Origin of the sequence: Bacillus sp. F19 (genome assembly GCA_023823795.1) — a bacterium.
Classification (GTDB): domain Bacteria; phylum Bacillota; class Bacilli; order Bacillales; family Bacillaceae; genus Bacillus_P.
Map to the genome: position 1 here is coordinate 3,479,506 of CP085710.1, position 26,445 is coordinate 3,505,950.

General features: G+C 41.4%; 22 protein-coding genes and 1 pseudogene. 4 read left to right on the top strand and 19 right to left on the bottom strand.

Annotated elements, in window-relative coordinates; translation table 11 throughout:
• Positions 1-75 precede the first annotated feature (75 nt).
• Positions 76-960 (bottom strand): AraC family transcriptional regulator, encoded by an 885-nt coding sequence (locus LIT25_17865; protein USK32455.1) that lies wholly within the window; start codon positions 958-960, stop codon positions 76-78.
• 127 nt (positions 961-1,087) lie between these two features.
• On the opposite strand from LIT25_17865, the gene LIT25_17870 reads away from it, so the two are divergent.
• Positions 1,088-1,870 (top strand): phytanoyl-CoA dioxygenase family protein, encoded by a 783-nt coding sequence (locus LIT25_17870; GenBank protein ID USK32456.1) that lies wholly within the window; start codon positions 1,088-1,090, stop codon positions 1,868-1,870.
• A gap of 827 nt (positions 1,871-2,697) precedes the next feature.
• Entirely contained in the window at positions 2,698-4,188 is a 1,491-nt protein-coding gene (gene zwf, locus LIT25_17875) for a glucose-6-phosphate dehydrogenase (GenBank protein ID USK32457.1), read from the top strand.
• Between the two features lie 69 nt (positions 4,189-4,257).
• Here zwf and LIT25_17880 read toward each other — a convergent pair whose 3' ends face one another.
• The 8 genes and pseudogenes from LIT25_17880 to mce all read right to left on the bottom strand — a co-directional run bounded on the left by LIT25_17880 (position 4,258) and on the right by mce (position 13,166).
• Positions 4,258-5,628: an MFS transporter gene (locus LIT25_17880; protein ID USK32458.1), complete on the bottom strand. Its 1,371-nt coding sequence runs from the start codon at positions 5,626-5,628 to the stop codon at positions 4,258-4,260.
• 113 nt (positions 5,629-5,741) lie between these two features.
• Positions 5,742-5,929, bottom strand: a pseudogene (locus tag LIT25_17885) (YqaE/Pmp3 family membrane protein).
• Positions 5,930-6,034: 105 nt separating this feature from the next.
• Complete coding sequence (gene gndA / locus LIT25_17890) at positions 6,035-7,447, bottom strand: NADP-dependent phosphogluconate dehydrogenase (GenBank protein ID USK32459.1); 1,413 nt, start codon at positions 7,445-7,447, stop codon at positions 6,035-6,037.
• A gap of 117 nt (positions 7,448-7,564) precedes the next feature.
• Positions 7,565-8,806: a DNA polymerase IV gene (locus LIT25_17895; protein USK32460.1), complete on the bottom strand. Its 1,242-nt coding sequence runs from the start codon at positions 8,804-8,806 to the stop codon at positions 7,565-7,567.
• 648 nt (positions 8,807-9,454) lie between these two features.
• Entirely contained in the window at positions 9,455-9,982 is a 528-nt protein-coding gene (msrA, locus tag LIT25_17900) for a peptide-methionine (S)-S-oxide reductase MsrA (protein ID USK32461.1), read from the bottom strand.
• 70 nt (positions 9,983-10,052) lie between these two features.
• Positions 10,053-11,177 carry a M20/M25/M40 family metallo-hydrolase gene (locus LIT25_17905; protein ID USK32462.1) on the bottom strand — a complete coding sequence of 375 codons (1,125 nt, stop codon included), beginning with the start codon at positions 11,175-11,177 and terminating at the stop codon, positions 10,053-10,055.
• A 22-nt stretch (positions 11,178-11,199) separates the two neighbouring features.
• Positions 11,200-12,747 (bottom strand): acyl-CoA carboxylase subunit beta, encoded by a 1,548-nt coding sequence (locus tag LIT25_17910; GenBank protein ID USK36323.1) that lies wholly within the window; start codon positions 12,745-12,747, stop codon positions 11,200-11,202.
• A 2-nt stretch (positions 12,748-12,749) separates the two neighbouring features.
• Entirely contained in the window at positions 12,750-13,166 is a 417-nt protein-coding gene (gene mce, locus LIT25_17915) for a methylmalonyl-CoA epimerase (GenBank protein ID USK32463.1), read from the bottom strand.
• Positions 13,167-13,346: 180 nt separating this feature from the next.
• Here mce and prli42 point away from each other — a divergent pair, with 180 nt between their 5' ends.
• Positions 13,347-13,439, top strand: coding sequence for a stressosome-associated protein Prli42 (prli42, locus tag LIT25_17920; GenBank protein USK32464.1), 93 nt, complete (start codon positions 13,347-13,349; stop codon positions 13,437-13,439).
• Positions 13,440-13,587: 148 nt separating this feature from the next.
• Here the strand turns inward: prli42 and LIT25_17925 are convergent, their stop codons facing one another.
• The 9 genes from LIT25_17925 to LIT25_17965 all read right to left on the bottom strand — a co-directional run bounded on the left by LIT25_17925 (position 13,588) and on the right by LIT25_17965 (position 23,694).
• Positions 13,588-14,103 carry a L,D-transpeptidase gene (locus LIT25_17925; GenBank protein USK32465.1) on the bottom strand — a complete coding sequence of 172 codons (516 nt, stop codon included), beginning with the start codon at positions 14,101-14,103 and terminating at the stop codon, positions 13,588-13,590.
• A 20-nt stretch (positions 14,104-14,123) separates the two neighbouring features.
• On the bottom strand, positions 14,124-15,107 hold the full coding sequence (locus tag LIT25_17930; GenBank protein ID USK32466.1) for an aromatic acid exporter family protein: 984 nt from the start codon (positions 15,105-15,107) through the stop codon (positions 14,124-14,126).
• A 216-nt stretch (positions 15,108-15,323) separates the two neighbouring features.
• On the bottom strand, positions 15,324-16,046 hold the full coding sequence (locus LIT25_17935) for an amino acid ABC transporter ATP-binding protein (protein ID USK32467.1): 723 nt from the start codon (positions 16,044-16,046) through the stop codon (positions 15,324-15,326).
• Entirely contained in the window at positions 16,039-16,698 is a 660-nt protein-coding gene (locus tag LIT25_17940; protein ID USK32468.1) for an amino acid ABC transporter permease, read from the bottom strand. The genes LIT25_17935 and LIT25_17940 overlap by 8 nt, the downstream gene beginning before the upstream one ends.
• Positions 16,699-16,934: 236 nt before the next feature.
• Positions 16,935-17,714 (bottom strand): transporter substrate-binding domain-containing protein, encoded by a 780-nt coding sequence (locus LIT25_17945; GenBank protein USK32469.1) that lies wholly within the window; start codon positions 17,712-17,714, stop codon positions 16,935-16,937.
• A gap of 241 nt (positions 17,715-17,955) precedes the next feature.
• Positions 17,956-18,393: a BrxA/BrxB family bacilliredoxin gene (locus LIT25_17950; GenBank protein USK32470.1), complete on the bottom strand. Its 438-nt coding sequence runs from the start codon at positions 18,391-18,393 to the stop codon at positions 17,956-17,958.
• 228 nt (positions 18,394-18,621) lie between these two features.
• Positions 18,622-19,641, bottom strand: coding sequence for a methylmalonyl Co-A mutase-associated GTPase MeaB (gene meaB, locus LIT25_17955; GenBank protein ID USK32471.1), 1,020 nt, complete (start codon positions 19,639-19,641; stop codon positions 18,622-18,624).
• Complete coding sequence (gene scpA / locus LIT25_17960) at positions 19,638-21,800, bottom strand: methylmalonyl-CoA mutase (protein ID USK32472.1); 2,163 nt, start codon at positions 21,798-21,800, stop codon at positions 19,638-19,640. Before scpA ends, meaB begins: the two co-directional genes overlap by 4 nt.
• Position 21,801: 1 nt before the next feature.
• Complete coding sequence (locus LIT25_17965; GenBank protein ID USK32473.1) at positions 21,802-23,694, bottom strand: methylmalonyl-CoA mutase family protein; 1,893 nt, start codon at positions 23,692-23,694, stop codon at positions 21,802-21,804.
• Positions 23,695-24,092: 398 nt separating this feature from the next.
• Here LIT25_17965 and LIT25_17970 point away from each other — a divergent pair, with 398 nt between their 5' ends.
• Positions 24,093-24,992, top strand: coding sequence for a YegS/Rv2252/BmrU family lipid kinase (locus tag LIT25_17970; GenBank protein USK32474.1), 900 nt, complete (start codon positions 24,093-24,095; stop codon positions 24,990-24,992).
• A 117-nt stretch (positions 24,993-25,109) separates the two neighbouring features.
• Here the strand turns inward: LIT25_17970 and LIT25_17975 are convergent, their stop codons facing one another.
• Positions 25,110-26,417 (bottom strand): 2-oxo acid dehydrogenase subunit E2, encoded by a 1,308-nt coding sequence (locus LIT25_17975; GenBank protein USK32475.1) that lies wholly within the window; start codon positions 26,415-26,417, stop codon positions 25,110-25,112.
• Positions 26,418-26,445 lie beyond the last annotated feature (28 nt).

Below are 26,445 nucleotides of genomic sequence, written 5' to 3' on the forward strand. Positions count from 1 at the left end.
CCAGAGTGTATGTGGCAACACATGGGATGTTTGTGAGTTTACGCCCTTTTATACAAGAGCCTATTATGAATTTATTCAATAGGGTCTTTTGTAATTACTGCGATACTTAGCAGGTGAGATGTTCATCATTGTAGTAAATACACGTGTAAAATAATACACTGAACCAAATCCGGTAACATCAGCTATCTCTTTAATCGGAATGCTTGTCGTTTCAAGGAGGCTAGCCGCCTTCATTACCCTTTCATTGCGAATATAATTGGAGAAGCATTCACCCAGTTCATCAGAAAAGAGCCTCGATAAGTGGCGGCCGGAAATGTGAAGATAGTTGGCGACATGTTCTAGCTTAAATGGTTCTGATAAATTATCACGGATAAATAGCTTTGCTTGATATAAAAGTATTGAAGAACTATTCGAAAACATTTTTTCCTGACTTCTCTGAGTGTCTTCGGAAAACATAGAGTTAAAGGACAGTATAAGTGTGTGTGCCATATTCCCAATGAAGTTAAAGTCATTGGCAGCGCCGGTTGACGTATGAGATATCAATGCCCTCCATAATAATGCAGTCGGGGAATCATCCGCAGCAACGGCACAAATATTATTTGTTCTCTCCAATCGATTAAACATGATAACGGCATCGTGCTTTGATTTTTCATGCGAAATCTCAAAAGCAACATATACTAGAAAAAGACCCGCTTCACTTAATATTTGGTGTTGAATGTTCGGACGCGATAAAAAAACGTTTCCTTTGTTTAACGGAAATTGTGCATCCATATCTTTATATAGACCTTCTCCACTTAGTACATAACAAACCTCAAAAAATGAATGCCTATGTAATGGGTTGTCAAAATGTGCAGGGGTAATTCCCCAATAATGCACCTTAAAGGATATTTCTTCACTAGACGGTTCCATTGCAAACTGATTCAATACTCCTTCACTTAGTTTACATGATTGGATTGCCATAATAACGCCTCCAATGTCTCAATGTCTTCATAAGACAAAAAATTGGCTTCTCCTGATAAAGACCAAAACCTATGAATTTTTTATAATTATAACAAGTTTAATTTCGACCTTAAAGGAGGAAACTACTATGATTACTTTCAAGGATGTAGATTTTTACAAAGAAAATGGATACTTGCTTGCTAAGGGAGTTTTTAACAAAGATGAAGTAGAAGAAATGAAAAATGCAGTCGAATACATTATTCAGCGTGCAGCCAATGCAAAACTCGAACGAAACCATGCATGGCAAGGAGATTACATTCCTCCGAACGAGTTAAAAAAACTTGTTTTAAAAGGGTTTCATGACGTTCATTATCATGATGCAGCTTTCACTAGAGCCATTATCCATCCAAATATGACGTTTATTTTGCAAAAGCTTATCGGACCGAATGTTCAATTACATCACTCCAAAATGCTTGTTAAACCTCCTGAAAAGGGAGCTGCTTTTCCAATGCATCAAGATCATCCGTATTTTCCTCATGAACGTCATACCATGTTGGCAGCCAGTGTTCATCTTGATGATGCCGCCTTGGAAAACGGATGCCTTAGGGTTATACCAAAATCTCATCAAGAGGGACCAATTACTCATATAGGACGTCACTACTTGAATCATAAGGAATACCCGATTTCCATAGGGACTCCGTGTCCTGCCGAAGCGGGTGACGTTCTGTTTTTCAATTATTTAACGATACACGGCTCGGATTGTAATCGAAGTGACAGGCCGCGCAGAAACGTATTATTCCAGTATCGTGATCCGGCAGATAAACCAACTGCCGATGTACACGTGAACTGGGGACAAGGCTTGATGGTATGCGGGGAAAATCCAACGTTTCGTGATTATCAGTCTGATTTCGCAACAAAAATAGATAAATGAAAGCTAAAAATGCGTGTAGTTTGGTCTCAACACACTACATCCTTTTAGTTCAACTCGCCTGAGCATGGCAAATGATCTAATTTGAGGGATGTTTAGGAAATTTAATAACAATCTGTCAAAATCAATCAAGCATCATATGAATGCAAGATGATGACAACATTTCAACAAGCGTTATAAAAACTTTATTAAACCAGAGGATAGGTTACTAAAGGATGCACTATTTGAGTATATAGAGGATGATATCGAAGCAGTATGAGGCGAGATTATGAAATAAAGGACATCCTCCCTAATAGAAAAAATGCACCTTACTGCACTAGCTGCTTAAATCAATAAATTAAAAGAGCCTCTCTATATATTAAGAGGCTCCTTCACACACGGCCACATTGATTTTTTATTACTTTAATACTAGTAGTGAACAGCACTCCACATGCGCTGTTACGGAATTAATTTCCCCTCCGGCTTTCCACTTATCGCCGACCTAAAGGCTGTGGTGATTGGCATTAGCAACCGCGAGCTCATGTTCCTTTTTCAATAAAGGGAAGATTCATGCCGTTTTGCAGAGTCAGGAAACGGACTGTGGTCCCTTCCATTCAACATCAACAAGGATCTTTCCTGCGACGAGTATTATTTGAACTATTTATTAATTTTCATTTCATCTTTTATCTTTTTTTCCGATTTATGGATTTTAATCAATTGGTTCATACTACTTATGTATGAAAATAAACTTAAATGTTTGATTTACTTCATTTTTAGCATTAAAATTAAGTACTTGAACAGGTTACATACTTTTTTAATAAATCCGGCTGATATAAAGTGAGGTTCAATACATGAATACGGAACAAAAACCAAAAGCAGTTATAGTAATATTCGGAGCAACAGGAGACCTTGCAAAACGCAAGCTTTTCCCCTCCCTCTACCGCCTGTACCGCAGCAAGAAAATCGATGCTGATTTCGCAGTTGTCGGTGTTGGAAGAAGACCGTGGACAAATGATGAATTCCGTTCGAATGTCAGTGAATCGATTCAATCATCGATTAAGCAATCATCAGAGCTTGAAGAATTCTCATCACACTTTTATTATCATCCGTTCGATGTGACAAATCCATCTTCATACTTAGAGTTAAAAAGCATCCTGTCCGATATGGACAGCAAGTATCAAATCCCGGGAAACCGGATGTTCTACATGGCCATGGCACCTGAATTCTTCGGAACGATTGCAGGCAATCTTAAAAAAGAGGGATTAACTGCAACAGAGGGCTGGAGCCGCCTTGTGATCGAAAAACCGTTTGGACATGATTTGCCTTCAGCACAGCAATTAAATGATGAAATCCGCGAAGCTTTTTCTGAAGATCAAATCTACCGGATTGATCATTACTTAGGAAAGCAAATGGTCCAGAATATAGAAGTGATCCGTTTCTCAAATGCATTGTTTGAGTCTGTCTGGAACAACCGCTTTATCTCAAATATCCAGGTTACTTCAAGCGAAGTGCTTGGTGTAGAAGACCGCGGACGTTACTATGAAAACTCTGGCGCACTACGGGATATGGTCCAGAATCACCTTATGCAGATGGTTGCCCTGCTAGCGATGGAGCCGCCGATTAAGCTTGAAACAGATGAAATCCGTTCTGAAAAAGTGAAGGTCATGCGAGCCCTTCGCCCGATGACGGAAAAAGATGTTGCGGATTACTTCGTGCGCGGACAGTACGGCAAGGGCGAATCTGAAGGAAAAACGGTTCCTGGCTACCGCGAGGAAAGCAATGTGGATACCGAATCCAACACAGAAACATACGTAGCAGGCAAAGTCATGATTGATAACTTCAGATGGGCAGGTGTTCCATTCTACATCCGTACAGGAAAACGAATGGCGGCAAAATCCACAAAGATTGTTGTTCAATTTAAAGATTTGCCGATGAACCTATATTCAAAAGATGTCGACAGCAAGCATCCAAACCTGCTCGTCATTCATATTCAGCCTGATGAAGGCATTACCCTTCATTTGAATGCAAAAGAATCAGGCGGCGGATCATATGTGAAACCGATCAAACTCGACTACTGCAGCAATTGTGTCGATCAGTTCAATACGCCTGAAGCCTATGAAAAATTAATCTACGATGGCCTGCGCGGAGATGCTACAAACTTCACGCACTGGGATGAAGTTTCATTATCATGGAGCTATGTTGATACCATCTCTAAAGCATGGGAATCAGCAAAAGCAGACTTCCCTAACTACGCTGCCGGCTCAATGGGCCCGAAAGCAGCAGATGAAATGCTAGAAAAAGACGGCTTCCACTGGTGGCCGATTACAGATATTGTAGAATAAAAAGTTTAAACGCCTGGAAATTCCAGGCGTTTTATTTTTGAATAAAAAAGCCTCCTCACAGAGGGGCTACTAGTTGAAATCCTTTTTACTATTAAGATAATACATAAGAAAAACAGTCAGTGAGCATATGATTAGTCCCGCTAGCCCTGCAAAAATATTAGTATAAATCAGCTTAGGTGCAAGTCCCTGCTGCCATTCAATAAACAGCCCGGAGAGAGCAACACCGAAAGCTCCCCCAAAGAATTGCACAAGCTGTGTCATCCCCATACCCGCTCCAATTTCTTTTTTTGGCAGGATGCGGGTTGCTTCATTTGCAATGCTTGATGTTAAGCTTGAAAAACCAGTGCTCATAAACATATAGGCAATTAAAATGGCATAATCTGAGAAACCTGAGAAAAAGACCAATATAACGGTTGAAATCAATAGTGCTGCATGACCAAAAAAGATGAGCGGAAGATTTCCGAATTTATCGATCAAACGGCCAATAAACTGAGCTGCGACTGCAGACAAAATAGCTCCCGGGAAGATAATCATTCCGATGGCAGCGGGATCTTTCTCAAAAATGACTGTCAAGATAATCGGCATTAAAAACAGCGTTGAGAAATGAACAATAAATGCAGAAAATCCGACTCCGGCTAATTTCAAGTATTGCCGATTGCGCAAAAGAGACGGCTGGACAAACGGAATGTCGACTTTATGCACATGTCTCCAGAGAATAAATAAAAGAATGATTGTGCCGGCAAGCAATGGTATGGACATCGTTGATAAAAATAGCAGCAATCCAGTAACGCCAAGTCCAGTCAGCAAACCTCCGAAAGAATCAAAGTGGACTTGCTTTGCATCTTCTTTCGGCAAGAGTTTTTGAAAGAGCGGCAAAATCAGGATGACAAATCCCGTAATTAAAAAAAGATAATGCCAGCCTAAATATTGTGTAATGGCTCCGCCTATAACAGGACCTAGCCCAAAACCAAGAGAGGCGGCTGATGAAATAAGCGACATTGCTTTTCCCCGTCTTAATATAGGAATGTATTTCCCTGCAAGAACCATTGCAAGACCAGGAACAGCACCGGCACCGGCAGCCTGCAGGACACGGGCAGTTAAAAGCATATAAAAACTGTTAGAGAAAAATCCGATGATGGACGAGATTCCAAGCAGCATTAACCCAATTGAAAGCAGCTTTGAAATCGGAATAAAATCAGATAAGCGGCTGTATGTCAAAGTTGAAATAGCAAAGGCAATCGAATAGCCGGATACAATCCATGATGCTGTTCCAGATGATAAGTTCAGGTCATTTAACACACTTGGCAGCGCAACATTGAACATAGTTGTGTTCATCACGACAAGCCAGACTGTTAAGCTCCATAATAAAACAATCTTTGTTTCGTGGGCTAATCCATGTTCATTTTTTTTAATAGGTATTTCTGTTGTGATAGCTGACATGTGATCCCGCCTTTTTATCTCGTGTACCAATGAAATATACGCGCTCTGTTTGGAATCGTCAACTATTTTGAATTCATGAAAAACCGGGCATCCGTTTTCATGCCCGTCTGGATCTATTCATATTGACTGCCATACTTTTTCGCTCGTTTATCTGCCTTCGCATCTTTTACAACCAGTACCGCATGAATGGCTCCCGGAATATAGAAAATCAATGTTAAATGAAATTCAGCAGCGCCTGAAATGGTTTGCCAACAAAAAGCACGGCTACAGGCGGCAGCAATATGGCCAGTAAATAAAGCATTCGTTTTCACCCCGTTCAATCATTCTGTTTCTTTTTTACCCAGAAACATCAAGGAGAAAACATAAAGAAAACACGGCGCCCGGGTGGCACCATGTTTTGTTTTTCTTATTTTGACATCCATTCCGTATGGAAGATCCCTTCTTTATCCGTACGCTGATAAGTATGAGCTCCAAAGTAGTCGCGCTGTGCCTGAATAAGGTTGGCAGGAAGCGTTTCTGTCCGGTAGCTGTCATAGTATGATAACGCAGCTGAGAAGCTTGGCACCGGAACTCCCTGTTCAATCGCAACCGTTAAGACTTTGCGAAGTGCTCCCTGGTAGCTTTCTGCTATTTCTTTAAAGTATGGATCAAGCAGCAGGTTTGCAAGGTTTGCATCACGGTCATATGCATCTTTGATTTTTTGCAGGAATGCAGCGCGAATGATACAGCCGCCTCTGAAAATCATGGCGATATCGCCGTACTGAAGATCCCACTTGTATTCATCAGAAGCTGCTCTCATTTGAGCGAAGCCTTGTGCATAAGAACAGATTTTACTCATATAAAGAGCTTTGCGCACTACTTCAATAAGTTCTGCCTTGTCGCCTTCAAAAGGAGAAACAGCAGGTCCTGATAAGATTTTGCTTGCTTTCACGCGCTCATCCTTCATGGCAGAAATGAATCGTGCAAAAACAGACTCTGTAATAATCGGCAGCGGAACACCTAAATCAAGGGCGCTTTTGCTTGTCCATTTTCCAGTGCCTTTTTGGCCTGCAGTATCTAAAATGACGTCTACAAGCGGCTTTCCGGTTTCTTCATCTGTTTTAGTAAAGATGTCTGCTGTGATTTCAATTAAATAGCTGTCAAGCTCGCCTTGATTCCAGTCCGCAAATACTTCATGCAATTCCTCTGCAGATAGACCTAGAACATTTTTCAAAATAAAATAAGCTTCTGAAATCAGCTGCATGTCGCCGTATTCAATGCCGTTATGAACCATTTTCACATAATGGCCAGCACCATCAGGACCGATGTATGTAGTACATGGATCACCATCAACTTTTGCAGAAATCGCTTCGAAAATAGGCTTTACTAGATCGAAGGCTTCTTTTTGGCCGCCAGGCATAATTGATGGCCCTTTAAGTGCCCCTTCTTCACCGCCGGATACGCCAGTGCCGATGAAGTGTATGCCGCTCTCGGCAAGCTCCTTGTTGCGGCGCTGTGTGTCTGTATACAGCGTATTTCCGCCGTCAATTAAAATATCCCCTTTATCTAAATGAGGAAGCAATTGTTCTATTGTAGCATCTGTTGCAAAGCCCGCTTTGACCATCAACAAAATTTTGCGGGGAGTTTCAAGTGATTGAACAAATTCTTCAATGCTGTATGTACCAACCAGATTTTTACCGCTGTTTTCTTTCAGCATCTCTTCTGTTTTATCAGAAGAACGATTATAAACCGATACGGAATATCCGCGGCTTTCTATATTAAGAGCGAGGTTTTTGCCCATGACGGCCAAACCGATGACGCCAATTTGCTGTTTTGACATTATGATACTTCCCTTCTCAATCAATTTTTTATATACAGAGCTCATGCATACAGTCACATGGATTCTTCATGTAAAAATAACACAGGAGCCTTGCTTTTATCAAGTAAAGCACCTTAATCATTCCCTTAAAAAATCTTTATTAAAACTTGTGCCGCTTGTTTTATCATCTTCTGATTGGTCCACTTTCATCCCGCGTTTGACCATGCTGCTGCCATATTTTCTATTAATATCTTCAATGGTTTTGTAAAGCGGTTCTTTTTTTGCGTCCTCCTGAAAAGAAAAAAGATCCAGCTGCTTATAAGCATCCTCTTTCGGAACGAGATCCTGGCATGTTACTCCAAGGAGCCGGATTGGTTCACCCGTCCAATGCTTATCAAACAGCGCTTTAGCATGTGTAAGAATATCCTCTGTCTCAACAATCGGGTTATTCAGTTTCTTACTCCGAGTATATGTGCTTCGGTCAGAATAACGAATCGTCGTAAAGATTTTCGTGCCAAGAACATCCTTTCGTTTCATTCTGCTGCTAACCGAATGTGACAGACGGTTCAGAGTTTCATACAGAATTCTGGCCTCTGTCGTATCTTTTGATAAAGTAGTTGAGTTTCCGATGCTTTTAAAATCATAGATGGAGTCAGGGTTTACCTCTCTATCATCTATTCCATTTGCTCTTTTTTTCAGGCGCTCGCCGTTGATTCCGAGAAGCTGCTTTAATCCAATCGCATCAGCATCTGCTAGGTCTTTTATCGTTTGAATACCAATTGTTTTTAATTTCTCGGCCGTTTTTTCTCCAACCCCATGCATTTCGCTTACAGGAAGCGGCCAAAGAGTCTTACCCAGCTCCCGCTTTCTGAGTACAGTGATGCCGAGGGGTTTTTTCATGTTGGATGCCATTTTGGCGAGAAATTTGTTAGGTGCTACGCCAATGCTTGCCGGCAGCAAAAGCTCTTCCATCAGTCTGTCCTGAATGGTCTTAGCGATTTGAAGAGGATTGCCCTCCTTTAAAAACTCCGTTAAATCCATATATCCTTCATCAATTGAAACGGGCTCTACCAGATGTGTAAACTCCCGTAAAAGGCCGAACATAGCTTTAGAGGCTTTTCTGTAACGGTCAAAGTTTGGTTTTCGGACAATCAGTTCAGGACACTGCCGTTTCGCCTGCCAAAGCGGCATGGTCGTTTTCACTCCCTTAGCCCTCGCTTCATAACTGCAAGTAACCACAATTCCTTTTCGTTCTTCTACGTTTCCTGCAATTGCAAGCGGCTTTCCTCTAAGTTCGGGTTCAAATGCCATTTCAACAGATGCATAAAAGCTGTTCATGTCCACATGTAAAATTACTCTAGGTCGACTTAGCTCTTTCATCTTATTCATCTTCTTTCCAAACAATCGTTCTCTTTCCATTTTATCATATAATCTAAAAAAGCCGCCATCAGATGAATGGCGGCGGTGCGGCTGTTCATTTTTTTATGCTGTACTTTAACTCCGAACGGACCCAATTGTAACGGCAAGAATCAGAACCGTAATCTTCTCTGAAACACGAAAAGCTGACGCGGAAAACAGCGAGGTATCTACCTAAAATCGATATTTATCAACCGATTTCAGGATTTATCTATCTGATAAATTTATCAATTGAAATCAAAATTTTTTATCAACACGATCCTTCAGCTGCAAAAATAATAAGCCTGCATGGAGCAGGCTATCAGCACTCATCAACCTTATCAAACCCAAATCTCTCTAAAAATTCATTGTAAGCTTCCATTCTGCCCAATATTTTGCCTTTTTCAAGCTCGTTCATTGAGCCATCCTTCAAAAGCTTGCAGTTCTCCTCCGCTCTTGTCTTAACATAGGTGCACTTTCATTAAATGTATTCATATTGGTCACCTCTCCTTAATAAGGAAAGTACCCTGCTGCACACTTTGACAAACTATTATCGGCACATTAAGATAAGCGCAAGTACGTTATTAAACCTTAAAAAAGCTCGCTGTCTTGTTATAAGGCAGCGAGCTTTTTTTACTGATTCCAATTTTTCTTTATAAATTCTTCTCTTCCTGATTCTTCTCTTTCTTGCTTATATTTCTCCGGATTTTTAGCATAAAACTTTTGATGATATTCTTCTGCATGGTAAAAAGGAGCTGCCGGAAGGATTTCAGTTACAATCGGTTTCTTAAAGCGGCCGCTCTCTTCAATCGCAGCTTTTGACTGCTCTGCTTTTAGCTTTTGCTGTTCTATATGATAAAAAATGGCTGTGCGGTACTGGCTGCCCCGGTCAAAGAACTGTCCGCCATCATCTGTCGGATCAATTTGCGGCCAATATAACTCGAGCAGTCTTTCATATGAAAATACTTCAGGTTCAAATGTAATTTCCACAGCTTCCAGGTGGCCTGTTTCACCTGTTTTAATTTGTTCATAAGAAGGATTTTCTAATGTTCCTCCTGTATAGCCAGAAACAACCTCAATGATGCCAGGCTGCTCGTCAAACGGCTTCACCATACACCAGAAGCATCCCCCGGCAAAAGTTGCTTTTTCTTTCTTTTTCATGCTGAACACCTCTATTTCTGAAAAATAAGAAACAGCAGGAGCAATCGCTGCTCCTGCCATTCTTTTTGGATTATTCGCCTTTAGCTACTTCCTCAATGATCGCGACAACAAGCTCAGCTGTTTTCACAAGCTCTTCTATCGGCATCTTTTCATTGGTTGTATGAATATCTTCATACCCGACTGCCAAATTCACAGTTGGAATGTCAAACCCGGCAATAACATTGGCATCGCTGCCTCCGCCGCTTGTTTGAAGCTCACTTGTTCGGCCGATTGCTGCAGCCGCTTTTTTAGCGACTTCAACAACATGATCTCCCTCGCCAAATTTAAAGCCGGGATACATCACTTCAATATCCACTTCAGCGCGTCCGCCCATTTCAGCAGCAGCACTTTCAAAAGCTTCTTTCATTTTCGCCACTTGAGCTTCCATTTTCTCAGGAACCAAAGATCTTGCTTCAGCTAAAATATTCACTTGATCGCAAACGATGTTTGTTTGTGTGCCTCCTTCAAAACGGCCAATGTTAGCTGTTGTTTCATGATCAATTCTGCCTAAGGGCATTTTAGCAATAGCTTTTGCAGCAATCGTGATCGCTGATACGCCTTTTTCAGGGGCGACACCGGCATGAGCCGTCTTTCCGTAGATGGCTGCTTTTACTTTAGCTTGTGTTGGAGCTGCAACAATAATTGTCCCGACTTTTCCATCACTGTCTAATGCATATCCGAATTTTGCCGTAATTTGAGATCCATCAATGGCTTTCGCTCCTACAAGGCCTGATTCTTCTCCGGCAGTAATAATAAATTCGATTTTTCCATGAGAGATGTTATTTTCCTTCAATACACGAACGGCTTCAAGCATCGCGGATAAACCTGTTTTATCATCAGCACCTAAAATCGTCGTACCGTCTGTCACGATGTAATCATCTTTAATAGAGGGCTTAATTCCTTTTCCAGGAACAACAGTGTCCATATGTGAAGTAAAATAAATCGGATCTACTCCGTCTTTTACAGCTTCCAGAGTACAAATTAAATTTCCTGCACCGTGCCCGGTAACACCCGTTGTATCATCTTCAACAACATGAACACCAAGTGATGAAAACTTTTCTTTTAATACTTTTGCAATTTCTGTTTCGAATTTCGTTTCTGAATCAATTTGCACAAGCTCCAGAAATTCATTAACTAAGCGTTCTTGATTAACCATATGTATTCCTCCATAAAGTGTATTAAAGCGGAATGTTCCCATGCTTTTTGGCAGGTCTTTGCTCTTGCTTTGTCCGGAGCATTTCAAGTGCCTGAATCAATTTAATTCTTGTATCCCGCGGATCAATGACATCATCAACCATACCCTGACTCGCAGCAACATAAGGATTTGCGAACTTCTCTCTGTATTCTTCGATTTTATGTGCTCTTGTTTCTTCAGGATTATCGCTGTTTTCAATTTCTTTAGCGAAAATGATATTCGCAGCACCCTGAGGACCCATCACGGCAATCTCGGCATTCGGCCATGCAAAAACAAGATCCGCTCCGATCGATTTGCTGTTCAGTGCAACGTATGCTCCGCCGTAGGCTTTTCGCAAAATAACCGTCAATTTAGGAACGGTTGCTTCTGAATAGGCATACAAAATCTTTGCTCCGTGTCTGATGATTCCCCCGTGCTCTTGCTTAATACCAGGGAAAAACCCTGTAACATCTTCAAACGTAATAATCGGAATCTGGAACGAATCACAAAACCGGATGAAGCGGGAAGCTTTATCTGAAGAATCAATATCAAGTCCGCCGGCCATGTATTTTGGCTGATTGCAGACGAGTCCAACGACCTCACCTTTTATTCTCGCAAAACCGACAACTATATTTTTTGCAAAGTCCTTTTGCACTTCATAAAAAGAATCGGCATCAGCCACTTCTTGAATAACCACTCGAACATCATAAGGCCTGAGAGCATCAAATGGGATGCAGTCTGTCAGGTTCGGACGATAATCCACATCATCTTCGAATGGCAAAATCGGCGCTTTCTCCTGATTATTCTGCGGCAAATAGGTGATTAATTTCCGGACTTGAGAAAGCACCTCTTCTTCTGTTTCGCCTGAAAAATGGGCATTTCCGCTGATGGTATTATGTACTTTAGCTCCGCCTAAATCTTCGGAACTGATTTTTTCGCCTGTTACTGTTTCAATCACTTTAGGACCTGTTATAAACATTTGACTTGTTTTCTCGACCATAAAGACAAAGTCTGTAATCGCAGGAGAATATACGGCACCGCCTGCGCACGGACCAAGGATAACCGAAATTTGCGGTATTACGCCCGAGTAGATGGTATTGCGGTAAAAAATCTGCCCATATCCATCTAATGATACCACACCTTCCTGAATTCTAGCACCTCCGGAGTCGTTAAGGCCAATGAACGGCGTTCCGCTTTTGGCTGCCAGGTCCATGACCGCAGCAATTTTCTTGGCATGCATCTCTCCAAGGGCTCCTCCAAAAACCGTAAAGTCCTGGGAAAATAAATAGACAGGTCGTCCGTGCACTTTGCCGTAGCCTGTGACGACTCCGTCACCCGGTCCTTTTTTCCCGCTCAGACCAAAGTCATTGCACCGGTGCTCTATGAATGGATTCATTTCAACGAATGTTCCTTTATCAACGAGAAGATCGATGCGCTCTCTTGCTGTCAGCTTTCCTTTTTCATGCTGTTTTTCAATGCGCTCATCTCCGCCGCCCATTTCCACTTCACGTCTTCGATCATATAATTCATTTATTTTATCGAAAATATCAATGCTCATAGAACTGTACCCTCTCTCTTTTCACATAGTTCCACTAATACTCCGTTTGCAGATTTCGGATGCAAAAAGGCAATGGCAGCGCCGCCTGCACCGTTCCTTGGAATTTCATCAATCATTTTCACTCCATTTAACCTCAAATCTTCAATCCTTTTCTTTATATCATCCACTCCCAAAGCCAAATGATGTATGCCTTCTCCCCGTTTTTCAATAAATTTGGCTACAGCACTGTCCTCAGAAGTGGGCTCAAGTAATTCAATTTTCGAATCGCCTATTTTCAAAAAAGCGACGTTCACCTTTTGCTCTTCTACGTGCTCAATGCCTTGAAGCTGTAAACCCAGAGTTTCCTCATAAAACGGAAGCACCTCAGAAATCGAACGAACAGCTACCCCTATGTGATCTACCTTTTTAATCATCTTTTCCCCTCCTCTTGATGAAAACGCTTAACTCTTTTGAACATGACTAACTTCTCTATTTGCTGTCAAAATTCCTGCTGCTTCGACAAAAAATGTGCAATTTTGTTCATATCTCATCCCTTGTCCAACCCATTTATTCACGTTAAAATATAGATAGAACCCTATATAGGAGTGAAAATTATGTCTAAAAGATTTCAAAAAGTGGTTATTTATCTGATGCTTGCCGTAATGATTGCCACATCTTTACTTGCTGGAATGAGTATGTGGTTTTAATAGATAAAGCGGCTTCGCCCGTTTAGCTCCGACAGACAGATTAGGCTCCGGCAGAAAAGGCGCTTTTTCCTTTACTGCCGGAGCCTGACATCGTGAAAAATCCTAATTGGCATATGACCGACATAAAAAAAAAGGTGATTCCCTCGGGTCAGGAATCACCTTTTTTCATTGCTCCTTTTTCTGCAGCAATTTCTTCAAACGGCTTGGCGTTTTTTGTTATAAATACTTTTGTTCCAATTGGAATATGTTCAAACAGAATTTCTACTTCTTCATTGTACATACGCACACATCCCTGTGTAACAAAGGAGCCAATTGAATCTTCATTATTCGTTCCGTGAATGCCGTACGTTCTGCCATCTGAATCTTCCGCATCGAATCCAATCCACCTGGTGCCGAGCGGATTTTTAGGGTCACCGCCCGGAATGTTCTTTTTTCGGTAATACGGATCTGCCGCTTTCACGGTGATGGTAAATTCGCCTTCGGGTGTAAGCTCTTTATTCTTGCCTGTAGCAACGCCAAATACTTTCACTACCTGACCATTATCAATATATGCAAGTTCGTTTGTCTGCTTATTGATAATGATATAAGGATCGCCGACAGATGGATTTTCTCCAAGCGGCCAAAGCGGAGAAAGGAACATGATGAAAAGAAGCAATGCCTTCATTATGAATCACCCTTTTTTCTTTATGTTGCACGGGAAGGGCGAAATTCATGCTCTGCAATTATGCCTTTAAACTGACTTTTTAAGACAAGATACTGCTCCATTTCCCGTACAAAGTGCAAGAGAGCAGCTCTTGCTTCAAATTCTTCGCGTGTTTCTGGAAGCGGCATCTCTTCAAAGCTTTTTCTCATATGATGCAGCTTGACTAAAAACTTGTGTGCCGTATTTCCAGGATGTATCGCTTCTCTTACTTCCTGAATAAAGTCAGCGATAATTTGCGCCTGATCAACCGTCACATTAATAGAAGTAATAATTGGGAGAACACGTTCAATAATTTCAAATTGTTTTTCCCTCATCTTGAAATAGTGGTAGTATAGATTTTCATGTCTCATAAAGTGGTTTTCGACATCTCTGAATGCCAGAGTTTTTGCTTCATTAAGTAATAGAGCGGTCTCCGTTATTTCTTTTCCGTCCCATGAACTATCGTTTGAAAGTAAATATTCCTCAATCTCCAGAAAGATTTTTGAAAGATTATCTTCAATTTTCAGCTGATATTCCTTCAGCTTTTTATCAACACTCGGCATATAAAGGTTCATAATCAGGGCCACCCCTATTCCAGTGGAGATAAGTGCGATTTCATTCAAAACAAGGCTGAACGTAATATGTGAGGATGTGTATAAGTGCAAAATGATGACTGAACTAGTTACAATCCCTTCTTTTGCTTGAACAATCACAGTCACAGGGATAAAGAATAATAGAAGAAGTCCTATGACAAAAGGATAATAGCCAATTCCTTCAAAGAAGACAAAAGAAAAAAGAATGGCAATTAAACAGGCAAAAAATCTAGCCCAGGAAGTCTGCAATGATTTTTTCTTTGTTACCTGAATACAGAGAATCGTTAAGATTCCGGCTGATGCAAAATTATCAAGCTGAAACAGCTGTGCCAGACTGATGGCAATCGCTGCTCCCAATGCTGTTTTAAGCGTGCGGTATCCGATTTTAAACATTTTCTTGCCCCTTGCTTTATCATTCTGTTTGTTAGTGTAACCAAAAGAAGAATGATTTTTTGAATAATTTACATGTTCGCTGCTGAAGATTCTTTTTTGAGCAGTTAATGAAATAGCGTTTCTTTTGAATTCGATATCTATAAATGAATGGGACTAAATCATTAGAAAGCGCCAAAAAGAAAAAGATGATCATCATGATCACCTTTTACTTTAGGATTATAGCATTTTTTCAAGGAAAATTTGAGCACGTTTCGTTTTAGGATTTGTAAAAAATTCCTTTGGCGGTGCATCTTCAACTAAAATGCCCTCATCCAGAAAAAGGACTCTGTCTGCTACTTCTCTTGCAAATCCCATTTCATGGGTAACAATCGCCATTGTCATACCGGAGAACGCCAGATTTTTCATAACCTCTAATACTTCCTTGACCATCTCTGGATCCAGAGCAGAGGTCGGTTCATCAAACAGCATAACCTCAGGGTTCATCGCAAGGGCCCTGGCAATGGCAACCCGCTGCTTTTGTCCGCCTGATAACCTGCTTGGATATACATGAGCTTTTTCAGCAAGACCGACTTTCTTTAAAAGCTCGTGCCCTTGTGCTTCTGCTTCCTTCTTGGAAGTTCCCTTAACAGTTAATGGAGCGTATGTTAAGTTTTCAAGAACGGTTTTGTGAGGAAAAAGATGAAAATGCTGAAAGACCATGCCGACATTTTGACGAACTTTGTTTATATCTGTTTTGGGATTCGTAATATCCTGATCTTTAATCCAAACATGTCCTTCTGTAGGGTCTTCCAAACGATTTAAACAGCGGAGAAAGGTTGATTTTCCGGAGCCCGATGGCCCAATAATCGCCACTACTTCTTTTTCAGCAATAGATGTAGTGATTCCTTTCAGCACTTCTAATTTTCCAAATGACTTATAAAGCTTGTCTACTTTAATCACTGCGCGCCATTCTCCTTTCAACGAGTTTGCCAAGGAGCGTTAATATGATAACCATGACATAATAGATTAAACCCGCAATTAAGATCGGTTCAAAATAACGGTATGTTTGTCCGCCGACAATATAAGAACTTCTCATAATATCCTGAACTCCAATGATGGTTACAATAGCTGATTCCTTTGTCAGTGTAATGAACTCGTTCATTAAAGCAGGAAGAATATTTTTAATGGCCTGAGGGAAAATGATATCCTTCATCATCTTTGAATAAGGAACACCAAGAGCCATCGCAGCTTCGCGCTGACCTTTATCGATTGCCATGATGCCTGCTCTGATGACCTCAGAAATATATGCACCTGAGTTCAGGGCAAATGTTGCAACTGCTGCAGGATAAGGATCAATCTCAAAGCCAAGTATTTGCGGTGCACCATAATAAATAATTAATAATTGCAGAATGAGCGGCGTGCCGCGAAAAACGGACGTATATGCGTCAGCAATCCACATTAGCGGCTTAATTCTGCTGATCTTCATGAAAGCAAGAATGACAGCCAGAATAAATCCAATTAAAGCAGAAAGACTGACAATTTTCAATGTAACAGGTATCCCTTGAAGAATAAAGGGTATGGAAGGCGCTATAGCCGGAAAATCCAGATTCATTTTTCATGGCACTCCTTTCTGTATATGGAAATAAAAAACGTTCAACATTCGTTCCGTTGAACGTTTATTTAAAGAAAAAAGAAAGTATAAGTTTTGGGCAATATTGCCCTAGCTCCATCTCCCAACGCCTCAGCCAGAACAAATCCGGCAAAAAAGTCAGGACCCGGACTTTCCTGCCGGATTCTTACCTGTCATGCCTGAGCTAAAGGGGCGATTCCGTTTTTCTTATGTTTTGCTTATTTTGCTTCTCCGCCGAACCATTTCACTACTAATTTTTCAAGCTCGCCGTTTTCTTTCATTTCCTGAAGTACTTTGTTGAATTCTTCAGTATATTTGCTGTCTTTAGGGAAAGCAATCGCAGAACCTGCTTCTTCCGTTTCCCCGTCTTCAATTGTTATGCCTTCTAACTCTTTATCCTTTTCAAAATAGCCTTTTGCTACAGTATCTTCAATAATTGCTGCATCGAAACGGCCTGATTTCATTTCTTGGATAAGTTCAGGAATTCTGTTGCGGTTTTCAACTTTGATATTTACTTCTTTAGCAATTTCTTCCGCTTTGCCCTCTTGGATGGAAGAAAGCTGAACACCAACCGTCTTGCCTTCTAAGTCTTCAACAGATTTAATGCCGCTGCCTTTTTTAGAAATAATCATATGTTTAGCTGTATAATATACATCTGAGAAATCTACGCTTTTTTCGCGTTCCTCCGTTGGCGTCATTCCAGCTAAAACCATATCAGCCTTCTCAGCCTGAAGTGCTGGAATTAAACCAGTGAAATCCATGTCTTCTACTTTAATTTCGTAGCCAAGCTCTTTTCCGATTGCTTTTGCAAGATCAACATCAAATCCGATGATGTCGCTGCCTTTTGCCGTATCAATGTACTCAAACGGAGGATAATCTGCAGATGTTGCCATTTTTAATACCTTTTTCTCTTCTCCTGATCCATTGTCTGAAGCTCCGCATGCAGCGAGAACTCCAATTACTAAGATCGAAATCATAAACAATAATACTTTCTTCATTTTCTTCCTCCTTGTTATTTTCTTAAAATTCTAAATTTAATAATATTATCTTCTACAGAATAATATTTTACAAGTATTTTTTCACTAATAAATATCCGACTTAGTGTATTTTAACACATACTTATAAATATGCAATATAAAGATAAATTATTTATTTTTATGCAAAATTGCTATATTGGAAAAGAATGTTAAACTTTTCAGAAATAAAAAAACAAAAAAAAACTGCCGTATTAACGGCAGCTTAAATTTCTTCACAATGCTGATCAAAAGCTTCTTGTAGCTTTGCTACAACACTCATTGGATCGTGTCCTTCAATTTCATGGCGCTCAACCATAGCCACAAGCTTGCCGTCTTTTAGCAGGGCAAACGATGGTGAAGAAGGCGGGTATCCAGTAAAATGCTCTCTTGCATATGCTGTTGCTTCTTTATCCTGTCCTGCAAAAACAGTCACAAGATGGTCAGGTCTTTTATCATAATGAACAGAGTGTGCAGCTGCAGGTCTTGCAATACCGCCTGCACAGCCGCAAACGGAATTGACCATCACAAGGGTTGTTCCATCTTTTTTAAACGTTTCTTCCACCTCTTCAGGTGTTGTCAATTCTGTATATCCTGCAGCCGTGATTTCTTTTCTTGCCTGTACGACTACATCATTCATAAACATATTAAAATCGATATTCACGTCATAACCTCTCCTTTGCATACAATAAATACATTTTACCAAGAGTTGCGGCAATTGACCACTGAAATGCGGAACCGCCTATTTATCGCAGGCAGACAGATAAGGATCCGCCGTAAAAGTCCGGGTTTGACTTTTGCGGCGGATCCGTTCTGGCCGAGGAGTTAGGCGGTGGAGCTGGACACCACTGAAATGCGGAACCGCCCCCAAGACTTCGGCAGAAAAAAACACTTATCTGCCTAAAAAAGCAGATATCAGCTCTTTCACACTGCCTGAAACCGGCCGCTTTCCTTCCATCACGTCTTTTTCATAGTTCAGCATATTGCCTTTTATATAGGTATGCTGAAAAAAGTGATGCTTCAGCTGTTCCTGAATCATTTCATAGAGCCATTCCTTCTGCTGAAGTTTCCTTCTGCCTTCAAATGTTCCGTTTTCTTTCGTTTTATATGCGAAAATGGATATTGTCTCCCATATTTCGCGTATTCCTGTTTCATGGAGGGCAGAAGCGGTCACTGCTTTGGTTTCCCATCCTTGTGTATAGGATTTTAGAAAATGAAGAATATGATTGTACTCATGTTCAGCTTTTTTTGCATTTTTAAGGTTATCTCCATCTGCTTTGTTGACAACCACAAGATCGGGAAGCTCCATAATTCCTTTTTTCATCGTCTGCAGCTCGTCTCCGGCACCGGTCAATACTAATAGGAGGAAAAAATCAACCATGCCCCTTATTGCAAACTCCCCCTGCCCGACACCCACCGTTTCAACGAGAATCACATCATACCCTGCTGCCTCGCAGACAATAATGGATTCCCTTGTTTTTCTCGTTACCCCTCCAAGTGTTCCGCTTGATGGAGAAGGTCTGATAAATGCATCAGGATTACGGGAGAGCCTCTCCATTCTCGTTTTATCACCCAATATACTTCCTTTTGAAACCTGGCTGCTTGGGTCGACAGCGAGCACAGCAACCTTATGTCCGAGACTGCACAAATACGTCCCGAAAGAATCAATGAACGTACTCTTTCCTGCACCCGGAACCCCTGTTATCCCAATTCTTACGGAAGAGGTCTCTTTTTGCTGAAGCTCTTCAATCATTTGCTGCGCTTTTTCAAAATGCTTTTCGGCGTTGCTTTCCACTAGAGTAATAGCCTGCGCAACAGCAACTCTCTCGCCATTCAGTACACCCTCAATATATTGCTCTGCACTCTTTTCAATGCTTCCCGCTTTTTTACGCTTTTGAGGACTTCCTGTCATTCTTCTGCATCCTCATAGCCAAGTCTTTCGTAGATCTTCTCGAGCATCACCTTCGCTGCATTCGGAATAACGGTACCGGGTCCAAAAATAGCAGATGCCCCGCTGTTTAATAAAAATTCATAATCCTGATAAGGAATAACGCCCCCAACTATTACGACAATATCTTCTCTGCCGAGCGCCTTCAGTTCTTTTATTAATTGAGGAAGAAGAGTTTTGTGGCCGGCAGCAAGAGAACTCATGCCGACAATATGAACATCATTTTCAACTGCCTGGGCAGCAGTCTCCTCCGGTGTTTGAAATAAAGGACCGATATCCACATCAAAACCAAGATCTGCATAAGCCGTTGCCACAACCTTTGCACCGCGGTCATGACCATCCTGGCCCATCTTGGCAATTAAGATGCGGGGTCTTCTGCCTTCCATCTCGGAAAATTCATCCGTCATTCTTCTTACACTTTCGATTTCTTCTTCATTTGAAAATTCGGAGCTGTACACACCGCTGATGGAACGGATCACTGCCTGATGCCGTTTGGATGCCTTCTCAACCGAATCGGAAATTTCGCCTAAAGTTGCTCTTGCTCTTGCTGCCTCTACAGCAAGCTCAAGCAGATTGCCTTCTCCGCTTCTAACAGCTTCTGTTAACGCTTCAAGGGTTTGGTCTACCTTGACCTGATCTCGTGTATCCTTCAAAGTCTGAAGTCTTTCAATCTGTTTTCTTCTTACTTCTGTGTTATCAATATTTAAAATTTCAATTGGGTCCTCTTCCTCCACTTGAAATTTATTGACGCCAATTATGGTTTCCGTTCCGGAATCTATTTTAGCCTGGCGCTTGGCTGCTGCTTCTTCGATTTTCATTTTAGGCAGTCCTGTTTCAATTGCCTTTGCCATTCCGCCAAGGTTTTCAACCTCTTCAATATGCGCCCAGGCCTTGTCCATCAGCTGTTTTGTAAGAGATTCTACATAATAAGAACCGCCCCATGGATCGATCACATCACATATTCCTGTTTCCTGCTGCAAATAAAGCTGAGTGTTTCTGGCAATACGTGCTGAGAAATCAGTTGGAAGAGCGATGGCTTCATCCAGAGCATTTGTATGAAGTGATTGTGTATGGCCCATAACGGCAGCATGGGCTTCAATGCATGTTCTGACAACATTGTTAAACGGATCCTGTGCCGTCAAACTCCATCCTGAAGTTTGTGAATGCGTTCTGAGGGCCAGTGACTTAGGGTTTTTAGGATCAAATCCCTTCACAATTTTTGCCCACATTAATCTGGCAGCCCTCATTTTTGCCACTTCCATAAAATAATTCATGCCGATTGCCCAGAAAAAAGACAGTCTCGGAGCAAATTGATCAATATCCAGTCCTGCTTTTAACCCTGTCCGAATATATTCAAGCCCGTCGGCCAAGGTATATGCGAGCTCAATATCCGCTGTGGCCCCCGCTTCCTGCATATGGTACCCGGAAATACTTATGCTATTGAACTTAGGCATATACTTCGCCGTATACTCAAAAATATCCCCTATTATCCTCATCGATGTATCTGGAGGATAAATGTATGTATTTCGGACCATATATTCTTTTAATATGTCATTTTGAATGGTGCCTGCAAGTTTCTCCTTTGAAACACCCTGTTCCTCAGCTGTCACAATATAAAATGCCATAATGGGCAGGACAGCTCCATTCATCGTCATCGATACAGACATTTGATCCAATGGAATTTCATCAAAAAGGATTTTCATATCAAGAATGGAGTCAATAGCTACGCCTGCTTTACCCACATCCCCTTCGACCCGCGGGTGATCTGAATCGTATCCTCTGTGCGTCGCGAGATCAAAAGCGACTGATAAACCCTTTTGTCCCATTGCTAAATTCCGGCGGTAGAAAGCATTGCTGTCTTCTGCGGTTGAAAAACCGGCATACTGTCTGATCGTCCACGGTCTGTTCACATACATGGTTGAATAAGGACCTCTTAAAAATGGCGCAATACCCGGATAACTGTCCAAATAAGGCATATTTTTCCGGTCTTCTGAAGTATAAGCAGCTTTTAAAGGAATCCCTTCATTCGATTTAAAAGGTTCTGCAGCTTGTCCGTTCTCCTGATTTTTTTCAGCAAAACTATCGCTGATCAATTCTACATTTGCAAAATTAATTCGAGCCATATTACGATACCCCCAATTGAAACTGCAATTTTTTCAAGAAGGCATAAACATCCATCCCCAGATAGATGCATTCATGAATGCCGCACTGCTCAAGTTGATCTTTATTAAGACGGCCCGCTGCGTAAACATTGGCGCCTTGCGTTGCCTGTGTGAAATCAAACGATTCGTATGCCTCATCTTTCCCGCATACGATCAGAGGCTTGTCCCCTGAAAAGCTTTCAGGCTGATCATGCTTCAAGATCACAGCCTCTATTCCTCCTGCAGAGAGCATACCTGTAACAAAATCAAGTCTTGGTTTATAGTCGAGCAGCTTTCCGAGCACCATGATATGAACGTTCGGATAATGGCCAAACCTGCTTTTGTATTTAATGGAATCAGCCCTTAGTCCTTCGAATTGTTCAGCGAGCCTCATTGTTGACAGAGGTTTCACTTCAGCCATTGACTGATCACTTAATATTCCCGCATTTATTTCACTTGCTTTAACCGTTTTTGCTGCTATCATCCAATCTTTCAACCTCTTACCCCGGTCATTTTCAACAGCTTCTGTAATATGGATATACGCTTCAGCTTTTTGGATTTCTCTTTCAGGCTCCTGCAAATTCGCGTAATGGTTCGTTCCAATTAGCTGTACCTTGCGTTTATTGACATCTTCCAGCCTTTGCGCAAGAAGTTCCCTCAATTTGTCCTGAATATAATTTTGCTTTGCTGCCTGCACGAATCCGCCCATGGTTTCGATAGACTGAATTTCCTTCCAGGCAAGATCTGCAAGCTCTGCTGTGAGCTCTTCAATGTACCATGAGCCGCCTGCAGGATCAGCGACTTTAGACAGCAGACTTTCTTCTTTTAAAATAAAATGAGTATTTCTTGCAATCCTGTCACCTGTTTTACTAACTTCTCCAAGCACTTCATCAAAAGATGCAACCGTTATGCTGTTCACTCCGCCGATAGCGGCTGAAAATGCTTCTGTAGTTGCTCTCAGCATATTCACGTGCAAATCATGCTTTGTTTTGTTAAAAGAAGATGCCGCAGCATGTAAAACGATTGGATGACGCTCGGGACTTGTCCCGAATGCTGCCAAAATGGTTGCCCATATTTTTTTTGCCGCTCTGAACTTGGCAATCTCCATAAAAAAATGAGATCCGGCAGAGAAAGAAAAGCCGACCCTGTCAGCAAGTTTATCGATGGTAAAGCCGCGTTCTTTTAATCCATTAATAAGCTCAATTGCATTGGAAAACGTATATGCCAGCTCTTCTCTTGCAGATCCCCCCGCATTATGGAAAATTTCACCGCCGAATAAAACAGCTCTTACATTAGGCAAATTCTCCTCATCCAGAATAGTGATCATCTCGGCAAGCATTTCAATCTTCTTTGCCGGTGAAAGCAGATCCGTTCCGCCAATCCATTCTCCATATGGATCAAAAGCGAATGTTCCTCTACATTTCTTGTTTTTCAAATAAGTAATAAATAATGGAAAAAATCCGATATTGCCCTGCAGTGAAAGATGGAACTCCTTTTGTTCAAAATCAAGTCCATCAAATGCTGTGCAAATGTCCTGATAGGTTTCCAAATAGCCAATGTTTTCTAAGTGAATGATATCCTGTCCCCGCTTCAAAGCTTCCTGGATTTCTTCTTTTAACTGAGCAGGCGTATTTGAACGCTGAAGCTTTTGGCTGACAGACCATTCATTTTTCTGCTGGGCTTTCATACCCAGTTTTTCTCCGCTGAATTGCGTATTGTGCTGAGTATATAATGGAATTAAAGAAATACCTTCATATGTTTCTTTTGAAAGACTTTGAATGCTTTTCCCCTTTAAAGCTTTCTCAGCCTCTTCCACCCACATTTGTTCGGATGCTTTTTCAAAATCATTTATTTCGTGATTGATTCTTTGCTTCATACTCCTGCTTCCCGGTTAGGAAGCCCACCCCCTTGACGCAAAAGAATGCGTTTACATTTTTGAAAATAGTAAAAACTTAATCTATTTCATTTTATTATATCTTTAGGAAATCAGCAATTCCAATCATATTGAAACCTTAAAACTCAGTGACGCGTATTTATCTAAAAAATGTTTCAATTATATAAAGAGAGGTTAATTTAAAGATGAAGAGAAAATTCGGAGAAAAAAAGAAACGGAAAAAACGGGGGAAATGGGTAATCGACACTTTACTGGAGTGTATTGACTTCACTAGAATTTCTTATTCTCCTTCCGATTAGAATTCTTATCTCTACTATAAGGTTCATTATCAATTTACTAAATTTCTAAACCTATTCTGTAAGCTCATAAGGGGTTTTTATATGGCAAAATATAAAAAAGGCATGCTGATATATAATGGTAATGCCGGCCAGAAAGATGCGGAAAAGACGCTTGGCATCTGCGTTCCGATTATTTCCCTGCATGTGGAGCAGCTTTTGCTGCTTCAAACTTCAAAACCTCTCGATGCACAGGAATACTGCATGAAGCACAGTGAAGACATGGAAATCGGAATTATTCTGGGTGGGGATGGCACGGTACATGAGTGTATAAACGGACTTGGCGGATTAATTCAAAGGCCGGTAATCGCCATTTTGCCCGGCGGTACATGCAATGACTTTTCAAGAACGCTTGGCATTCCGCAAAATTTAAAGAAAGCTGCTGAAGCATTATTTACAGGCGAAATTCGGGGTATGGATGCTGCAGAAACAAGCGGGGGATACTTTCTCAATTTTTGGGGCATCGGCCTTGTTGCTGAAACATCAGAAAATATTAATGACACCGAAAAAGCTCTGCTCGGAAAAGTCAGCTATTTTCTGAGTGCCTTTCGGACGATCAAAAGCATGAAGCCATTTCACTTCAAACTGAAGCTAGATGACACCTGGATTGAGGAGGAAGCCATCCTGGTGCTGATCGCCAACGGCAAAATCATCGGCACAAATGTGCTGCCATATCCCGATATAAAAATTGACGACGGCCTTGCCGATATTTTTATAATCAAAGAAGCCAGTTTTTCTCTTATTAAAGAAGTATTAACGATGAATGATAACATTGACTGGAATCATATTAATTCTCAGCTGATGCACTATCAGGCAAGCAGCATGCACATTGAAACAAAAGAAGAAATGAGCGTCGATACAGACGGTGAGGTTTATTCAAAAACACCTGAAACCATCACGATTTTACATAATCATTTTCAAATGCTCGCTCCTAAAGATGAATGATAAGGAACGTAATGGATTCGCCCTGACCGGGGGGAGTTCGTTCAGATACACACTGCTGATTTAATCTTTCATTAAACAATGAAAGCCATCACATGCCAAAATGTGATGGCTTTTCTATTAATAAACTGAAGTCGTGTCTATAGACGTATTCTCTAAAATTTCTTTTACTCTGGCCAGGAACCTGCCGCACACTAATCCGTCAAGCACACGATGATCAAGCGACATGCACAGATTCACCATATCTCGCACTGCAATCATGCCGTTGTTCATTACAACAGGACGTTTTACGATTGATTCCACCTGAAGAATGGCAGCCTGCGGATAGTTGATGATTCCCATAGACTGCACAGATCCAAATGAACCTGTATTGTTTACAGTAAAGGTGCCGCCTTTCATTTCATCTGCAGTTAATTTACCTGCACGGACCTTGCCTGCAAGTTCAGAAATTTCACGGGCTATGCCTTTAATTGTCTTCTCATCTGCATGCTTAATCACCGGCACAAACAGAGCATCATCTGTTGCAACCGCGATTGAGATATTGATGTCTTTCTTCTGAATAATGCTCTCGCCAGCCCACATAGAATTGATTTGCGGAAATTCTTTTAAAGCTTGAGCGACAGCTTTGACGAAGAACGCAAAGAAAGTAAGATTAAATCCTTCTTTTTGCTTGAATTCATTCTTGATAGAATTGCGGTATTCAACCAGATTGGTTGCATCCACTTCGATCATCGTCCAGGCATGAGGTGCCTCGTGCTTGCTTCGAAGCATGTTAGAGGCGATCGCTTTACGGATGCCAGTAACAGGAATTTCAATATCTCCCGGCTGTGCCGAAACAGAAGCTGCAGTTGGTTGTGCAGCTTTCTGAGGTGCAGCTGCCGGTACATTTTGCTTTGCTTCAGCTTTAGCTGGCGCTTCTTGAACAACTGCATTTCCCTTGTTTCCTGATGACGGGATATTTCCGCTCTCAATGATTTGCTGCAGGTCTTTTCTTGTGATTCTTCCTCCGGCGCCTGTACCGCTAACCTGTTCAAGATCAATGTCGTTTTCCTGGGCCAAGCGCAGGACAGCAGGAGAATATCGTTTCTTATTTGACTGATCCGTTTGCTGTTTTGGCTGCTCTTTTATTGTTGCCTCAGAAGCAGACGTGTCGGGTTCATTTTCTGCTGGATCCCCTTCGCTTCCTCCGCCGACTTCGACTTTACAAATGATTTCGCCGACAGCAAGCGTGTCGCCCTCATCTGCAACCAATTCTTTGATTACACCTGTAAATGAAGATGGAACCTCTGCATTTACTTTATCTGTCATAACCTCAGCAATCGGATCGTATTTGTTTACTGTATCACCCACTGATACAAGCCATTTACTGATGGTGCCTTCCGTTACACTTTCCCCAAGCTGGGGCATGGTCATCTGTTCAACTGCCATGTCTGTTCCCTCCTCAAATGAAAATCTT

What these genes read in the sequence shown, in the direction of transcription:
- gndA (USK32459.1), bottom strand. Translation starts at nt 7,447, where the DNA reads ATGTCAAAACAGCAAATTGGCGTCATCGGTTTGGCCGTCATGGGCAAA.
- LIT25_17970 (USK32474.1), top strand. Translation starts at nt 24,093, where the DNA reads ATGGCAAAATATAAAAAAGGCATGCTGATATATAATGGTAATGCCGGC.
- LIT25_17940 (USK32468.1), bottom strand. Translation starts at nt 16,698, where the DNA reads ATGAATCTGGATTTTCCGGCTATAGCGCCTTCCATACCCTTTATTCTT.
- meaB (USK32471.1), bottom strand. Translation starts at nt 19,641, where the DNA reads ATGACAGGAAGTCCTCAAAAGCGTAAAAAAGCGGGAAGCATTGAAAAG.
- prli42 (USK32464.1), top strand. Translation starts at nt 13,347, where the DNA reads ATGTCTAAAAGATTTCAAAAAGTGGTTATTTATCTGATGCTTGCCGTA.
- LIT25_17945 (USK32469.1), bottom strand. Translation starts at nt 17,714, where the DNA reads ATGAAGAAAGTATTATTGTTTATGATTTCGATCTTAGTAATTGGAGTT.
- zwf (USK32457.1), top strand. Translation starts at nt 2,698, where the DNA reads ATGAATACGGAACAAAAACCAAAAGCAGTTATAGTAATATTCGGAGCA.
- msrA (USK32461.1), bottom strand. Translation starts at nt 9,982, where the DNA reads ATGAAAAAGAAAGAAAAAGCAACTTTTGCCGGGGGATGCTTCTGGTGT.
- LIT25_17870 (USK32456.1), top strand. Translation starts at nt 1,088, where the DNA reads ATGATTACTTTCAAGGATGTAGATTTTTACAAAGAAAATGGATACTTG.
- LIT25_17965 (USK32473.1), bottom strand. Translation starts at nt 23,694, where the DNA reads ATGAAGCAAAGAATCAATCACGAAATAAATGATTTTGAAAAAGCATCC.
- LIT25_17895 (USK32460.1), bottom strand. Translation starts at nt 8,806, where the DNA reads ATGAAAGAGCTAAGTCGACCTAGAGTAATTTTACATGTGGACATGAAC.
- LIT25_17925 (USK32465.1), bottom strand. Translation starts at nt 14,103, where the DNA reads ATGAAGGCATTGCTTCTTTTCATCATGTTCCTTTCTCCGCTTTGGCCG.
- LIT25_17880 (USK32458.1), bottom strand. Translation starts at nt 5,628, where the DNA reads ATGTCAGCTATCACAACAGAAATACCTATTAAAAAAAATGAACATGGA.
- mce (USK32463.1), bottom strand. Translation starts at nt 13,166, where the DNA reads ATGATTAAAAAGGTAGATCACATAGGGGTAGCTGTTCGTTCGATTTCT.
- scpA (USK32472.1), bottom strand. Translation starts at nt 21,800, where the DNA reads ATGGCTCGAATTAATTTTGCAAATGTAGAATTGATCAGCGATAGTTTT.
- LIT25_17930 (USK32466.1), bottom strand. Translation starts at nt 15,107, where the DNA reads ATGTTTAAAATCGGATACCGCACGCTTAAAACAGCATTGGGAGCAGCG.
- LIT25_17865 (USK32455.1), bottom strand. Translation starts at nt 960, where the DNA reads ATGGCAATCCAATCATGTAAACTAAGTGAAGGAGTATTGAATCAGTTT.
- LIT25_17975 (USK32475.1), bottom strand. Translation starts at nt 26,417, where the DNA reads ATGGCAGTTGAACAGATGACCATGCCCCAGCTTGGGGAAAGTGTAACG.
- LIT25_17905 (USK32462.1), bottom strand. Translation starts at nt 11,177, where the DNA reads ATGGTTAATCAAGAACGCTTAGTTAATGAATTTCTGGAGCTTGTGCAA.